This is a genomic window from Nocardia implantans (assembly GCF_035544775.1).
GTDB classification, from domain to species: domain Bacteria; phylum Actinomycetota; class Actinomycetes; order Mycobacteriales; family Mycobacteriaceae; genus Nocardia; species Nocardia implantans.
Window position 1 is genome coordinate 336,434 of record NZ_JAYKYQ010000006.1, and the last position, 16,256, is coordinate 352,689.

Genomic DNA, 16,256 nt, shown 5'->3' on the forward strand with positions numbered 1-16,256 from the left:
GCGCTCACCCGTGCGTGTTGCGCGGTCAGATCCGCGAGCAGCAGGACATAACTGGTGCCGTTCCAGATGTCGATGCGCTCGGACCGTTCCCGGACCAGGTCGAACATTTCCTGCCGGGTGGCGGGGATCTCGTCGTCGGGAAGGTTGAAACCGTTTTTCAGCCGCCGGAACGCGCGATCCCAATCCGCTTCGATCCGTGCGAGTTCCCGCCCGGCCGCCGCGTCCGCCCGCTGGAGCCGCGCCAGTTCGCGGGCCGTCGCGAGATCGGAGGGAGCGTATTCCGCCGTCCCCTCGGGTGCGCGCGAGCGGTGCGCGGCGTCCCACTCCTCGCCGGCCTCGTGCCGTCCGCTCACGCCCTCGCGCGGATCCTCCGGCGCGTCGAACCGCGGATCGGCCAGCAACTCGTCAACGCCCGCCGCACGCCGTCGCTCGCGGTCGGCGCTCGCATCCGGTTCGGTGGCATCGAGGTCGAGCACGTGCCGCAGGTCCGTGCCGGCGCGGCTCAGCATCTCCTCGAGGTCGATGACCCGCAGTGCCGCCCGCTCCAGCTCCGACAACCGGTCCCGCCAGGCGCCGGCCTGATCGACCCGGACGGTCCGGCCGTGCAACTGCTCCATCGTGTCGGCCAGTGCGGCGCGCGTGGTCAGCTGCGCATCGTCCGCCAGACCGCGCGCCGCTTCCGCACGCACGACGCGTGCCGCGTCGACAGCCGCGGCCACGGCGTCCCGCCGCGCGGTCAGCCGAGCCGCCTCCGCGTCCCGGATCGCCCGGCGCGCCGGGTCGTCCACCGCCGCGCCGTCCGGCTCGCCGGCCCGGTCGAAGGCGTCCAGGTAAGCCGATTCCAGCACGCTGCGCTGCGCGGCATCGACCACGTCGCGCACCGGCGCGCCGTACGGGTCGTAACCGGCCTCGCGCATCTCCCGGTGGAATTCGGCTTGGCGGCCGAGCGCCTCGGCCTCGGCCCGCACCCGCGCGGCGACGTGATCGGACCGATCCAGCTCCCGGATGCGGGCCGGGCTCACCTCGAGCCTGCCCTCGGCGACGGCCCCGGCCAGCTCCGCCGCCCGGACGACCGCCGCCGCCTGGGCCAGCTGGTCGCGCCCGCGGGTGCCGATGAACACGTCCATCGTCCGTCCGTCGAACCGGTCCGGCTCCCCTGGGCCGTCGCCGGGTTCCTCGAACCGGATGGCGGCGCCGAGATCGCGCAGCCGGGCGAGCGCTTGCCTGCCGATCTCGCTGCGCACCAGCACTTCCCGTACTTCCGCCGCGGCCACATCTATCGGGCGATGATGCCAACCGGCCGGTTGCGCCTCGTCCGGGCGAACCAGAGCACGCGCGCCGGTCTCGTCGCCACCGGTTGTGGCCGGAAGGGCGAGGTCGGCGGGCGGCAGGGGTTCGCCGCCGTCCTGCGGGTCCTCCACCCGGACCGCGTGCCGCTCATGGGTTTCGACCGCGTCGCGTTCGATCCCGGCCGTTTCATCGCGCGAGATGAACCGCTCCAGCCGCAGCCCGTCCATGAACCGCCCGAGCCATCCGCGGCGGCCACCGCGGTGGACCGATTCGCGCAGCAGGTCGTAGGCCACGCGCACGGGTTCGCCGACCCGGAAACGGCCACGCGACTCCACTTCGGCGAACGCCTCGGCCAGCGCCTCCGCCGGGTCGAGCAGTCCCGACTTGTCGAAGCTGTACCCGCTGAGGTTGTCCTTCAGCCACGCCAGGTAGCCCTCGGTGGTCGGTTCACCCAGCTGTTTCGACAAGTAGTGGTTCAGCAGCGCGGCGTCGAGTTCGCGCCGGGCGAAGCCGCTGCCTGCGATGTCGAGGATGTGGCCGAACTCGTGTACCGCCATCGCGTGGACGGGTCTGCGCGTGGCGGACGGATGCAGCCACCCGGATTCGACGCCCCGCTCGACGGCTTCGCGGAATTCCGTCGCGCTCGCGGCGTAGTGCGCGTTGATCAGCAGATCGTCCGCGTGCACCTTCCTGGTGCGACGGTCGATCAGCTGCCCGGTTTCGGCGAAGACGCCGCGCGGCAGGTCACCGACGACGATCCGGCGCAAACTCGCCTGCGGGTACCGCTCGAACATCTCGACCATCGACCGGGCGTATTCCCGCAGCACCTCGCCGTTGAGGCCGGGACGGTCGAAGCCCGTCACCTCGAACTCGGCATCGCCGGTGATCCGCCGCACGGTGTCGCGCAGCTTCCGCCCGACCTCCGCCGGACCCAGCCGCGACCACTCGTCGTCGAACGGCGCGCCGAGCAGCTTCGCATCGCCTTCGACCGCCTCGACCAACCGGTCGTACAGCATCCGCACCGGCTCGGGCACGTTGTCGCGGCCGTTGGCCACCACTTGGACCAGCGCTTCGGCCAGCGCCTCCGACGATTCGATGCCCTGTGCGGTCAGGCTGTAGCCGCTGAGGTGGGCGCGCAGCCAGTCCATGAAGCCATCCATCGTCCGGTCGGCCGGATGGTTGTCCAGATAGTGGTAGAGCAGCTGGTCCTCGGCCCCGGCTCTGGCGGCGTTGTCTCCCGCGAATTCCAGCGCGTGCCCGAACTCGTGGACGGCGATCGAGTACGCGGGCCGCCGCAGGACGGCCCGGTCGTACAGTCCGTCGCCGACCCGGTCGGTCATCGTCCGGCGCAGCTCCCGTGCGCTCGCGACGTATTTCGGGCTCACCGTGATGGACTCGGTGTGGAAGCGGCCGTCCGCGTAGCCGGAACGCGCCTCCGCGATCGCCTTGTCCGGCAAGTCGCCGATCCCGATGCGGCGGATGTCGACCTGGGGGAAGCGGGCGTGCAGATCGACCAGCGCGCGGGCGATCTCGCGTACCGCCTCCGGGCTCAGACCGTCGCGGTCGAAGCCGAACACCTCCAACCGTGGGTTGTCGGTCATCCGGCGCAGGTCGTCGCGCAGCTTCTCGCCGACCTCCGGCGGGCTCAGCGGCGACCACTCGTCATCGGTCGGCGCACCGAGCAGCGTCGCATCGGAATCATCGGGCCGCGCGGCGTTCTCGTCGTTGCCGGGATCCGGAGCCGGTGCGCCGGGCGGTTCGTCGTCGCGCAGCTGCGCCGCCGTATCCCCATCCGGTTTGCCGTCGCCCAACCGCTGCTGGTTGTCCCGCACGGCGGGCTGGGGATGCGCGTCGGCCGCGATGAACCTGGTCGCGCGCGCGTCGGGCAGCGTGCCCTGGATGAGCACCTGGGAGAACTGGTCCGGCAGATCGAAGATCGGCTTGAACTTCCAGGACGCGCCCTCCGGCGGCGCCCCGGTGCGCCATTCCAGGATCACCCCGTCGCCGTTGGTGAACGCCTCGGCCGCACTGCGCGTGCGCGACCACGACGTGGTGTCGCTCTCGGCGGCTCGCCGCTGGGAGATGTGCTCTTCGGCGGACAGGTCCACGGTCCCGCGCGGCACCGCGCGTCCCGAAACCGCCTGCTGGTAGGACGGATTCACCGATCCGTCGGGCAGCAAGCGGGGAATGCCGCGATACAACGGCGTCCCGTCCTCCGGCAGATCGCCCTCGAAGAGAACGTCGCCATCGCGACCGAGCGAGTCGCCGGCGTCGGCACGCTCATCGATCCGCCCGCCCGGCTCGGAACCATCCGGACGCCGCGCTTCATCCGGCGCGCTCGGTTCCTCCACCGACCGCGCGGGCGTCGACGGCGGCTCGGACGGAGGCCCGCTCGGCCGCACCCCACCCGCGGCTTCGGGGCCGTCCTCCCCCGGCTCATCGGCACTACGCTCCCGGTCCCGCGCAGCCTCCGCCGCCTCCCACTCCGCGTCCATCCGGCGCATCCGCTCGACGGTCGCCTCGAGCTTTTCGAGCATCCCGTCCAGCACGGCATCCCGCGGTGGCGGCTCCTCGCCGCGCGCACGTTGTGAACCGGGCTCATCCGGCGATTCCGCCACACGCTCGGACGCGGCCTCCCACTCCGCGTCCATCCGGCGCATCCGCTCGACGGTGGCCTCCAGCTCCGTGAGCATTCCCTCCAGCACCGGGTCCCGCCGCACCGGCTCGTCCGAGACATGCCGGGACGCAGCGCCTTCCGGTTGCTCCGATTCCGCCTCCGGCGTCGAATCGAGGGCGGCCCTCCACTCCGCGTCCCGCTGACGCATACGCTCGACCGTGGCCTCGAGCCGCGCGAGCATGCGATCCAGTTCGGGATCTCGCGTCACCGAATCCACATCTGGATCACGTCGAGAGCCGCTGTTCTCCGGTCCGTCGGTCTCCTGATCGGAAGCCGCTTCCCACTCCGCGTCCATTCGGCGCATCCGCTCAACGGTCGCCTCCAGCTCCGTGAGCATCCCCTCCAGCACCGGATCGCGCATCGGCTCGCCATCCGAAGAGCGTTGTGCCGCAGATTCTTCCGGCGACCGCGGCCCGTCGGCCAAGTGGGCGGGCAACGGCGGCGTGTACGGGATGTCGGTGCGCCAATCCGACAGCGGAGGCCGCCGATCGTCCCAATGCGGACCCTCGAGCCGCTGCACGGCCTCGTAGATCTCGTGCCAGGTGACGTTGTAGTCGCTCTCCTCGCGGAACCTGCGCGCCAGCTCCGACCACGCCCGCGCGTCGGTGACGAGCCGGAAGTCCTCGGCCAAGGGATCGCCGTTCGCGAGCCGATCCCACGCCTCGGCGACGTGGGCCAGCCGATCCAGTTGCCGCCATTCGAGCTGCCCGCTGTCCGGGTCGAGCATCAACAGCTCGTCTTCCATCAGCAGCTTCTTGATCTGCCGCACATCCTCCGCGGTGAGATCCGGGGTGCGGGTGCGCATATGGTCGTGCAGGGCGGCACGCAGTGCATCGGAATCCGCACCACGCACCATCAGGTCGAGGACCTCGCCGAGGACGCGCCGACGCTGCTCGACGTCGAGCGAACCATCGAAATGCCGGTCCAGCAGCGCGTTCGCCGCGTCGACGGCGCCGCGCAGCCGGGTCAGCTGGGCGTCCGGGTCGCCGGTCGGGTCGATCGCGGCATGGGGCAGCACCCGGCGGCGCAGCACATCGATGACCTCCTGCGCGGCCTCGTCGCGCTCCCGCCGATGCTGCTCGCGCACCCGCTCGGCGATCCGGTCGACGTCATCGGCGTCGTCGAGGAAACGCCGATACTGCTCGTCCGTCCAACTCTGGACGCGCGCCCAGTCCGCCCGCCGCTGCCGTGCGCGATCGCGCAACTGCTCCGGGGCCTCGCGGTCGTCGGTGACGTCGTCCGGTTCGGCGGGACGGACGAAGGGCTGGTGCTCGGACTTCGGTGCGCGGAACCACGGGTGGCCTTTGAATCCCGGCCGGATCCTGCCCGGGTTGTCGCGATCGGCGAACCAGGTGAAGCCCGACAGCTTCGCCGTCTCGATGATCACGCGCATCGTGGCGGAAATCGCCCCGGAGAACGGCATTTGGTAGGTGGGGATGTCGCCGGGGTTGATCGGTGACCCGCCACCGGGGATGTGCGGCAGCATGTCTTCGTTCATCGGCGCCTGCGGCGGCGGACTGTGCGGGTCGCGCATCGTGGGTTCCGGCGGCGGCGGGTCGGCGAGCCAGTCGTGCACCGTCGCCTGGATCTGGTCCACCGCCCAGCTGCTGACGCCTTCCGGCAGGTCACGGCTCTTGAAATCGTGCTCGGCCACACCGCGCCGGTTCTGCCGCCAATCCGGCCGGGACGGATCGACTTGCTGCCACTCGCCGTTGGCGGCGCGCCACATCGACACGTCCAAGCCGCGCCGCGGCGTCGCCCCTTCCCGCGCTCCGAAGCGGCCACCGAGGTGACGTACCTGCGGGCCGGGCAGGTCATCGATCGTCCAGTCGCCCTCACGGTTGGAGGTGATTCTGCGGTACTCCACCGTGACATCCGGGCGCATCATCGCCCGCACCACGGCTTCGGAGGTGTGCGCGGCATGCTGGAGCGCGAGGTCGTGGTCGGTCATGCCGTTCGCGGGCGTCAGCGGTTCCCGCGGACCGTAGACGACGATCCGGGGCGGCTCACCATCGATCATCCCGACCCGGTCGGTCTCCATCCGCCCGCCCGCGGCTTCGATGTCCCGGCGTCCGGCGCCCGCGACCTGCGCCATCCGGTCCTGGATCCGGCCGATCCGATTGTGCGCGTCGTTGACCTCGCCTGCCACCTCGCCGAGCATGCCGACCTGGTCGGACCGGTCGGGATGCTCGGACGAGAGCCGCTCGATCGTGTCCGCCAACCGATCCGGACTCAGGGCGGCCTCGTCGACCAGACCGTGCTCGTCCACGAGGCCGAGCCGCTGCGCCAGATCGTCGCGCATGGCGCGGCGCGGTTTGATCCGCACCAGCTCGCGGGCGCGCTCGGCGGCCGATCGGTGTTGCTCCGCAAGGGCATCCGCCAGCAGCGGCCTGCCCTCGACCGCGCCGTCCCGGACCAATTCCCGCAGACCGCTGTCCAGCACCGCGATCCGCTCACGCAACCGGATGACGTGCTGGGCGGCTTCTTCCAGCTTGTTCAGGTCCCGCAACCGCCGCATGCGATCGGCGGCCGAGCGCTGTTCGCTGACCTGCCCGCCCGCGTCCTCACCCAGCGGCGCGATATCGATGGTCCTGCGGGTGGCGGCCTCGTCCAGCCGCCGCATCGTCTCGGCCAGCGATTCGCGGGAGCCGAGCGCACGCTCCGGATCGCCGACCGCCATCGACCTGGTGGCCCGGTCGTCGCGTTTGGCCTGCCAGAACTCCATCTCGCGGGTGAGCCGGTGCCGTTCGCCCAGCATCCGGTCGTACTCGCGGTTCGCCCATGCCGTGGCCGCGGCGAGATCGTCCGGCTGCGCGCCTCCGGGCGACGGCTCATCGCCATCGGGCCGGTCGGGGCTGGCGTCTCCCTGCTCGGCCGGCGGCCACACCTGCTTCTGGTAGGGCTCATCTCGTGCCGATTCCTCGCGGCGGTTGCGCGCGCCGTCATCGGGTTCGTCCGGCAATCGGGCAGGCGGGTCGGCGGGCGGCTTGCCCGACCCGCCATCGGCGGCTTCCGTCCGCGGAGGTGTCGCCTCCTGGTTCGCCGGATCGTCGCGGCCCAACGGCGCGACTTTCCGGTCGCCCGGCTCAGGCCCACCGGGGGGAGGTCGTTGCGCACCGGCGGTCTCCGCCTCCGAACCGTCGTCCGGAAGATCGATGTGGTCGGCCTCGAGCGAGAGCGGCGCGTCGCTGTTCTCCGGCGGCTCGGCGGCCGATCGGGTCAGCAGGTCGTGCAGCGCTCTGGCGGGGGCGCTGACCGGGTCGTCGTCGCCGCGGAGCACGTGATCGGCGAACGCTTCCGGCAGCGCTTCTTCCGGCCGCAGGTTGCCGTCGCGGTCGAAACTGTGGCCGCTGAGCTGGTGCAGCCAGTCTTCGAAACCGAGTTCCGGGCTGCGGGTGTCGTCATCGAGATAACGCTCGTAGAGGTATTCCTCGGCGCGATGGCGCGCGCTCTGCTGGCTGGCATGGTCGAGCGCGTGCCCGTATTCGTGCGCGACGACGGCGCGGACCGGACGGCGCAGCACGTCCGGGGAGAACCGGCCGTTGTCCACACCGATCCGCAGTCGATCCCGGAACGTCTGCGCCCCGGTCGCATGGTCGTAACTGAGGACGATCGACTCGGTGACCATGCGCCCGGAAGCGTCCAGCCGGGGCTGCGCCATGCCGATCACCTCGGGCGGCAGCCCGCCGATACCGATGCTGTGCAGGTCGGCGGCCGGGAACCGCTCGACCAGATCGACCATCGCCCTGGCGTATTCCCGCACCACCTCGGGGTTGAGACCGTCGAGGCCGAATCCGAAGACTTCGAAGCCGGGATTGTCCATCGCGCCGCGCAGGTGCTCGCGCAGCCGCTCGCCGACCTCCTCCGGACTCAGGTGCGACCATTCGTCCTCGCCCGGAACGCCGAGCAGTTCCGCATCGCGGGTGGCCGCCGCGTCACTGTCCGGGGGCGGAGGTGACGAATCGTCGGCGTCCCGCGCCGGGGTGTCGGCATCGCGAGCAGGAGTGTCCGCGTACGGCGGCCGGCCCGGTCCACCCACCAGCGCGGGCGATTCGATACCGCCGATGACGTCGATCCGCACCAGCACGCCGTCGCGATGGAGGTTGAACTCGCGCGAGGTGACGACGCCGTCCTTGGTGGCGTGCACCAGGTGGTATTCGACCGCCAGCGTCCCGTTCCGGTGCGCTTCCAGCAGTTGGTCACGCGCCCGCGACAGCGCCCGCCCACCGGGGCTGTCCGGATCGACGCCGCGCGCCGCCATCTCCTCGGGCGTTTCGGTCAGAATCCGCCGCAGGTTCTTGTCGATCGCGGCCGTGCGGCGCAGATACTCCGGCGAACCCTGTTGCGCTTCAACCGCTTTGGAGCCGCCGAGGTGCCGGTGGACACCCTTGGCCTCGATCACCACCAGCTTCGGCGGCCCACCGTCGACACCGGGGACCAGCACAGCTATGTCGACGGTATCGGCGCCATCGATCGCACCCTCGAACGGCGACAGCAGCACCGCGCCCGGATACTTGTCTCCGTCGAGCGCGAACGCTCTGCCGCCCAGTTCACCGAGCGTCTTCGACGCGTTCACCAGCAGCGGGCCCAGCCGGTTGAACTCCGCGGCGTTGCGCTCCAACTCGCCGAGACGATCGAGTTTCGCCTGCTTCTGCTCGTCGGAGAGGTCGGACTCCAAGATCTCGATCTCGAGTTTCTCCACGCGCGCGGCAAGCTTATCCTCGGCCAGATCGCTGATCTTCTTGATCTCGAATTCCGCCATGCGCCGCTTGACCGCGTCATTGGCCGTGTTGCGCCGCGTCTCCAGCGCAGCCCGCTCGGTGACCGTCTTCGCGATCTGGGCCGCGATCGCTTCGTCGACCACGGTGTAGGGCTGCTTGTCGCCGGGATCGGCCAGGAACCGGTAGGGCCTGCTCGTCAGATGGTCGGTGACGTATTCATTGTTCAGTTCGTCGCGCAACCGGAAGCTGTCGTCGCGGTAGGTGCCAGGGTCGTCGTCCTGGTGATGCCACGTGCCGTCCCGATCTCGGTAGGAGTCCGGCCGATCACCGAACTTGTGCAACAGCCCGTCGGCGTCGCGGAACATGCCGGTGGGGACATCGTCGTCACCGTGTTCCGAGCGGTGCTCGGCGTCATCGGATTCCCCTAGGAAGTCGGGCGTCTCGTCGAGGGCCGGGAGGCGGTCGCGTGCGGGCCGCGCGTCGTCGCCGTCGTGCAGCGGCGTGACCTTCCGGTCATCCGGTTCCTGCGCGCCGTCGGCGTCACGCGGCCGAGTCGCCGAATCCGAGGGCCGATTCCCTTCATCCGCCGCGCTCGAGACACGGTCGCCCAGCGGAACACGTTCCGGTTCAGTGGTATCCGAATCGCTGCGTGACCGCGCCGGGACCGTATCGGCACCGTCCAGCAGCGCGCCCCTCCGGTCGCCCGGTTCTGACGCGCCGTCGGTGTCACGCGGCCGAGTCGCCGAATCCGAGGGCCGATTCCCTTCATCCGCCGCGCTCGGCTCACGGTCGCCCGGCGGAACACGCTCCGGACCAGAAGGATCCGAGTCGTTGCGCGACCGCGCCGGGTCAAGCGAACTGGCGTCGTCGCGCGAACGCGCCGGGTCCGTGGCCGGATCGAGTGGATTCGCGTCGTCGCGGGAGCGCGTCGAGTTCGGAGCCGGATCCGACGGCGAACGCGGCGGTATCGGGGCATCGTCCGCCGGGCGTCCTCCGGCCACTCGCCACCAGGTGTCGGCGTTCTTGCGGAACTCGCGGGCATGCCATTCCGCCTGCGAAGCCTTGATCCGCAGCTGTCGTTTTGTCACCCCTTCGGGCAGATCCGCCGGATCGACGCGGTCCACCAGGTCGCGCAGCTGTCGCGCCTGCTCGGCGGCCCGCCTGGCGTGCATGTCCGCCATCTCGGCCCGTAGCCGTGCGCGGAACTGCTCGGGCGTCTCGTCGCCGCGCCGACCGGCGATCTCGCCGTCGGGACCATAGATCGGACGCTCGTCGGCCGGTCGCACGCGCGGGTCGGATCCGCTCGGCGACACCGCCTTTCCTTGGCCGTCGAACAGGATCGCCGACACCGAGCGCAGGTCCGCGGGCACGTCGGGCGGGAATCCCTTGCGGCTGTCCGCTCCCGGATCGGACACCTCGATACGGAACTCGCCGGTGTCCGGATGCATCCGCACGGTCAAGGTGTAGGCGTGGGCGCCGACCCCGTGCTCGTCGACCGGGCCGGCGTATTCGTCCACCACGAGGGCGCGCGGTCCACGGCCTTCGGCGACATCGCGCGGGTCCATCCCCGCGGCCATCCGCAGCAATTCGTCGGCGATGCCCTGGTGACGGGACTCGTCCGGCCCGCCGTCCGGGTAGTCCCACAGACGGCCGCCCGCGGCCTGCTCGATTTCGCGCAGGGACATGCCGCGCTCGCCGACCGGTTCGTCCGGCGGCCGGATGGTGTCGCTCCCGGTGGCCTCCCGCAGCTCGGCCAAGGAGAGCCGGGCGCACTCCCCGCGATTCTTCGGATGATCTGCCTGCGCATCGGATTCGGGATCGTCGCGCGTGGTTTCGTCCGTATCCCGGCGATCCGGCCCATCGGTGTCCGCACCCCGGCGACGAGCCGGGCCATCGGTATCCCCGCCCGGGCGACGAGCCGGGCCATCCGTGTCCGCGCGGCGCACCGGCCTGGCCTCACCCACGTCACCGGCGAGCGGCAGCACGACCGGCTGCGCGGCGTCGCGCCTGCCGTCCTCGGATTCCGTGGTATCGCGGCCCTCCGGCCGGTCCGCACTTGCTCGGCGCGCCTCGCCCGCCGGGCGCGCCTCGCCGTCCTGGCGGGTCTCCCCGACCTGGCGGGTCGCACCGGCCTCCCGCCTGGATTCGGCTCGCGGCGCTTCCGAGTCGGTCTTGCCCGCTCGTACTCCGGCCTCGTCGCGGCCGGAACCCGCTGCGCGATCGGCTACACCGGCCCGGCCCCGGTCGGCCACCGCCCTGTTCTCGGACGTGGCGGCCGGGGTGCGGGAATCGGCGGACGGCGCAGGCCGCGCGTCGCTCGCTCCCGGCGAAGCAGGCGACGCAGGCGTGGCGCCCTGCGCGACACCGCTGGACGGCGGCGCGCCGGCGATACTAGGCCCGGTGTGCGGCGTCGCCGCCGGGCCGGTGAGCGGAACGCCCGTGACGGGTGTCATGCCCGTCGGCGAAGTATCCGAGACCGACCGCGTCTCCGGATTCTGCCCGCCGTCGACCGCGCCGCGCTGCGTGACACTTGGGTCGCCAGCCCTATCATGCTGCGCCGCAGCAATATTCGGCTCTTCCGACCGGCCTGCTTCCGCGCCGCGATCCTGCCGTCCTTCGTCGGCGAGCCCTGCGCCGGCGTCGGACGCCGACCGCTCGCCGGACGTGGACCGTTCTCCCGGCGTGGTCTGCTCGCCCGCCGCACTTCGCTCACCCGACGCAGACTGCTCACCGGACGACGTGCGCTCCCCCGGCGCGGAATGTTCATCCGACGCAGACTGCTCACCCGACACACTCCGCTCACCGGACACAGCCTGCTCACCCGACGACGTGCGCTCCCCCGACGAAGACTGCTCACCCGACCCACTCCGCTCCCCCGACGACCCCCGCTCCCCGTTCTGTGCCGTAGCGCCGGCCTCACCATTCCGCCCAGCCTCGTTGCCATTCGCCCCCGCCCCATCGGATGCCGCGCCCGATCCCCGATCCCCGGACGCGCCGGTGACGCGCGCAGTATCCGTACCCCCGGCGACATTGCCGTTCCCGGCCGCGGGCATCCCGGCGCGCGGAGCACCGTTCGTCCCGGAGGTATTCGACGCGCCGGGAGCCAGACTGCCGTCCCCCGCGCCGGGCGTGGCCGCGCCATCGGGCCGGTAGCCCACCCGCGGCCCGCCCACGTCGGCGAAGAGATTGTTCAGCCGAGTCCCCAGATCGGGACGGCTCATCGTGGTCGGCATCACCTTGTTCCACATATGCGCGGAACCGACCTTCGCTGCACTGGTCATCGCACCGTTGGACGCGCCCGCGGTGAACATGCGCCAGTCGACCGGGGTGTTCCCCAGGTTCTGCAGCGCCTTGTCCAACCCGTCCGTCGCCACGTCGAAGCCGAACTGCGTGGCGGTCGCACCGAGGAAGCCCGCACCCGCGCCGGCCAAACCCGCCGTGGTCCCGGTGATCGCGCCGTGCAGGAACGGATTGAAGTCCGGACCGAACCGCCGAGTCAGCGCGTGACCGAGCTTCTCGCCGAGCGGTCCCGCCGCGGCGCCGCCGACCGCGGAACTCACAGCGGTGACGACGACCTGCTCGACATTGATGTTCTTGCGGTGCCCCTGCCCGACCTGATAGGCCTGCACCCCGAGTTCCTGCATGGTGCCGAGGATCGTGTCGATCGCGACGTGCCGGAGCACGAAACTCACGAACCGGTTGGCCACGATCCGCCCCACCCGCTGGATCACCGCCTGCACCAACCGCTGGCCGATGATGCGGACCGCGATCCGGGTGGCCGCGATCGCCGCCGCATCCACCGCGGGCTTGAAGGGACCGGACGCGAACGACGCCGCCAGTTCCGCCGCCAGCAACGCCAGCGACGACCAGTACATCAGCTTGCCGTACTCGATCTCGGTACCGACGTCGTATGCGGAGTCGCCGATTTCCTTGAAGTAATCGGCCAGTTTCGACAGCGTCTGGTCGTCCTGCGGGTTGCCGCCGCTGAACGTCAGGAAGCTGTCGAAGGCCTTGACCATCTCCTCGTAGCCGTCGCCGGAGGGATATGCGGTCGTCGACGCGCTTTTGGCCGCCACGATGTCGGGGATGACCGAACGCAACTCCTCGGCGGCGGTTCGCCAGTCCCCACCCAGGCCCCACATCTGGTCTTCGTTGCCCTCGGGCCACTCCATGCCGACGATCGGCTCGAGGTATTTCAGCGCGGCGGGCAGCTCGATGGCCATGGGCGGCTACCTCGACGGCCCGGTGCGGCCACCGAGCTCACCAGCTGGAATCGGTGACCGATCCACCACGATCGCGCTCTACGGTCTCGGTGAAGCGCATGCCGCTGCCGTCGGAGAACTCCCTGCGCTCCCGCGCGTTCGGCGGCGTCGTCGGGGCCGGGACGGGTTCCGGCGCGCGCAGGTCGGGCATGCCCTCCACCAGGTCGGACAGCTTCGGCATGCGCGCACGATGAGTATCCAAGGGAGCCATCAGCTCTCGCGTCTTCCGGGCCACATCGGCACTGGCCTGCTGCGCGGCCTCGGTGACGGCCTTGGCGATCTCGGCGTGGCTGAGATCTTCGATATTCGGCCCGAACTGGGTGTCGATTACCGTGTTGTCGGCATTCACGACGACCGTCACCCGCTTGCCGCGCACCGTGGCGCGGCCGGTCAATTCCGCGCGCTCCTGCTGCAACCGCGCGATGATCCGCATCTGTTCCTGGACGCCGTCGAGGATGTCGGCCAGCTCCGCTTTGGCTTGCTCGTTCGTCATCGGTCGGTGCACCCCCGGGATCAGCGGATACCGTCGCGGTTGCCGTGCTCCATGTCGCGCAGCAGATTCGCGGTCTTCGTCTGTCCTTCGCTGAAGTTCTGGAAGGTGCCGGCCACGTTGCGGGCGCCCTTGATCAGGTTGTCCCTGGTCGTGGTGTAACCGCCGGAGCCGTCGGGGCCGTTGGCGAAGTTGCGGCCGATAGTATCGTTGCCCCAGCAGTTTCCGCGCGCGGCGATCGACGCGCTCAATCTGTCGATGATGCCGTTGATCCGGTCCTCGACGTGCCCCGTCTTCTGGGCCGCCTTGCGGAACAGATGCTCGTCGAATTCGACATTGTCCGCCATCGCGTCCGCTCCTCCACCCTCGAGTCCTTCCCATCCACGGTAACACCGGATGACTAATCCCCAGTGACGCCAATATGAACGGCAAATTCCTCGATGTTTGCGGGTAGGCTCCGCACCCAGGTCCAGCAGGTGCGAGCCCGTCAGATGTGCTCGGCGCCCCCGATTTTCGGGGCAGGACGGCGACTCACAGCTCCAGCAGCACGGTGACCGGACCGTCGTTCACCAGCTCGATGCGCATGTGCGCGCCGAACCGCCCGGTCGCCACGGTTGCGCCGAGTTCGCGCAATGCCTGCGCGAAGTGCTCGACGAGGGGTTCGGCGACAGCGCCGGGCGCGGCCGCCGACCAGGACGGACGCCTGCCCTTCTTGGTGTCCGCGTACAGCGTGAACTGGCTGACCACCAGAATCGGCGCGCCCAGATCCGCCGCCGAGCGCTCCCCGTCGAGGATGCGCAGCCGCCACACCTTGTCGGCCAATCCCCGCGCGGTCGCCTCGGTGTCGGAGTGCGTGACGCCGACCAGGGCGACCAGGCCGTGCGGGAGGCCGTCGGCAGCCGGGTCGATCCGGCCGACGACCTGCTCGTCGACGGTTACCCGGGCCGAACTCACGCGCTGTAGAAGGGCTCGCACAACCGTCGATCATGCCTTCCGCCGATGCGGTGACGGCCGCCTGGGTCACCGCACGCCGGACAACCCGGTCTGCCTGGCGGGATACAGGTGCGCGCGGGCGGCAACCGTGACAAACTCGGTGCGCAGAAGATTGTGTTGCGCGGTTGCCGCGCGTTGGCGGAGGATCATGCTGGAAACGAGGAGCGCGATGGATCTGGACGCGATGGAGCGTCAGATCGCGGCGGATCGGTATGCGGCCCTCGACCGGACGGTCGAATCCGAATTGCGCTTGGCCACCTCGCTCGGCGAACTCGCCAAGGGGCTGATCGCCACCAAGAACAACGGCTCGACGCGCGACCGCACGCGCGAAGCGCTGGCGCCCGCCGAAGAGGCGGTGGCGATCCGCCTGCGCCTGCTGTCCAGGGGGCAAGTGCTCACCGCCCGCCTCGCCGGGGAGTTGAACGACGCGCTGCGCTCCTTCGAACAGGCGGCGCGGCACAGCGGCCGCAGGGAACTGGCCACCACGACGATCCGGCGCGCCTGCGACGTCTACCGGCAGGTGGCGCGCGAGCATCCCGAGGTCGCCGGCCCGTGCGCCGACGGCCTGTCCAAGTGCGGTGTCTGGCTGGGCAGGCTGGACCAGGACGCCGCCGTGGCCGCGACCGAGGAGGCGGCCCGCATCCGCGCCGCCTTGGCCGCGGCGAACCCGGAGCTGTCCGGCAAGTACCTGGCCAGTTTGAGCACGCTGCTGCGCACTCTCATGGTCGGCCGGTCGCGCAAGCAGGCCATCGCGATGTACCGGGAGCGGTACGCCGCGTTCACCTCCACCAGCATGTCGATCCGGCTGCGCGCCTGCGGCATCCAGGACCTGGACCTCACCCCCAAGTCGCACCGGGCCCTGGTCGAATTGGGTTGCCGCACCCTGGAGGGAGCCGGACGGCTCACCCAGCAGCAGATCATGTTCAAATCCTCCGGCGACCTCTCGACCGTCGAGGAGATCAACTGGAAGCTCGCCTTGGTGGGCCTGCGCCCGCTCGCGCCGGGCACCGAGCAGGACCAGCCGTCGACGCCGGTGCAGATCGGTTCCACCTTCGGCGCGCTCAGCGTCTACCTGCCGGAACGGGACGCCATCGCCCAGGTGCGCGCAGCGATCATCGCGGCCTACGCGGTCGACGACGCCTATCCCCTCGACCGGGACAGCTATCTCGGTACCCCCGAGTCGAAGTGGAAGATCCGTGAGCCGAAGCTGAACACCTCCACCACCCTCGGCGACGACATCGTGCTGATCGACCAGCCCTACGGTGGCTGGGTGACGGTCATGAGCCTGAACTGGGAACTCACCCCGGTGGCGAAACATCCGCTGGCACTGCGCCTGTCCCAGGACTGGCCCGTCGCGGCGATCACGGTCACCGAGGACGTGGCCTACGAGTTGTGCTGGTACGAGCGCGGCGCGGCCACCCAGTACGCCGCGCTCGGCCGTCCGGCCGGCCAGGCTCCCCTCGACAAACCGCTCGCACCACTGGATTTCGAGACGCTGGCCCTGTACAACCCCGATCGGGCGACGGAGAGCAAACTGCGCGCGGCCTTCGGCAACACGAAGGCCTTCGCCAACCTCACCTACCTGCCGGATTGCGGCCTGCGCCAGATCACTGCCGACACGCCGTTGTCCGAGCACGGCGACCGCGTGCTGTTCTTCCGCACCACACCCTGATCCGCTGTCGCCGCACCGATTTGCGGCAAGGTAGCACATCCGTCAGCGGGGGGCGGTGAACAAAATACCCGGCGCGCCAGCCCCGCATCGCCACAGGTCATTTGACCAGGAAACCGTACTCCGAGTTGAACGCGCCGTCGCGCCGCGCGTC

Annotated in this window: 5 protein-coding genes (1 of these 5 cut by a window edge); 1 reads left to right on the plus strand and 4 read right to left on the minus strand. The window is 70.5% G+C overall.

What is annotated here, in order from left to right:
* From U3653_RS16950 to dtd, 4 genes are all read right to left on the minus strand, one after another.
* A protein-coding gene (locus U3653_RS16950) for a WXG100-like domain-containing protein (protein WP_195080392.1) crosses the window boundary here: on the minus strand, positions 1 to 12,911 show its 5' end (the start). The gene continues 22,060 nt to the left of window position 1, outside the view; 12,911 of the gene's 34,971 nt are visible here — the first part of the coding sequence; the start codon lies at positions 12,909 to 12,911; its stop codon lies off the left edge, out of view.
* Between the two features lie 37 nt (positions 12,912 to 12,948).
* Positions 12,949 to 13,443 carry a YbaB/EbfC family nucleoid-associated protein gene (locus U3653_RS16955; RefSeq protein ID WP_195080391.1) on the minus strand — a complete coding sequence of 165 codons (495 nt, stop codon included), beginning with the start codon at positions 13,441 to 13,443 and terminating at the stop codon, positions 12,949 to 12,951.
* A gap of 20 nt (positions 13,444 to 13,463) precedes the next feature.
* On the minus strand, positions 13,464 to 13,787 hold the full coding sequence (locus U3653_RS16960; protein WP_195080390.1) for a hypothetical protein: 324 nt from the start codon (positions 13,785 to 13,787) through the stop codon (positions 13,464 to 13,466).
* A 184-nt stretch (positions 13,788 to 13,971) separates the two neighbouring features.
* Positions 13,972 to 14,415, minus strand: coding sequence for a D-aminoacyl-tRNA deacylase (gene dtd / locus U3653_RS16965; RefSeq protein WP_195080389.1), 444 nt, complete (start codon positions 14,413 to 14,415; stop codon positions 13,972 to 13,974).
* A 166-nt stretch (positions 14,416 to 14,581) separates the two neighbouring features.
* Here dtd and U3653_RS16970 point away from each other — a divergent pair, with 166 nt between their 5' ends.
* Complete coding sequence (locus U3653_RS16970; protein WP_323124515.1) at positions 14,582 to 16,105, plus strand: hypothetical protein; 1,524 nt, start codon at positions 14,582 to 14,584, stop codon at positions 16,103 to 16,105.
* Positions 16,106 to 16,256 lie beyond the last annotated feature (151 nt).

Coding starts and splice junctions, on each gene's coding strand:
- U3653_RS16955 (WP_195080391.1), bottom strand. CDS start 13,443: ATGACGAACGAGCAAGCCAAAGCGGAGCTGGCCGACATCCTCGACGGC.
- U3653_RS16960 (WP_195080390.1), bottom strand. CDS start 13,787: ATGGCGGACAATGTCGAATTCGACGAGCATCTGTTCCGCAAGGCGGCC.
- U3653_RS16970 (WP_323124515.1), top strand. CDS start 14,582: ATGCTGGAAACGAGGAGCGCGATGGATCTGGACGCGATGGAGCGTCAG.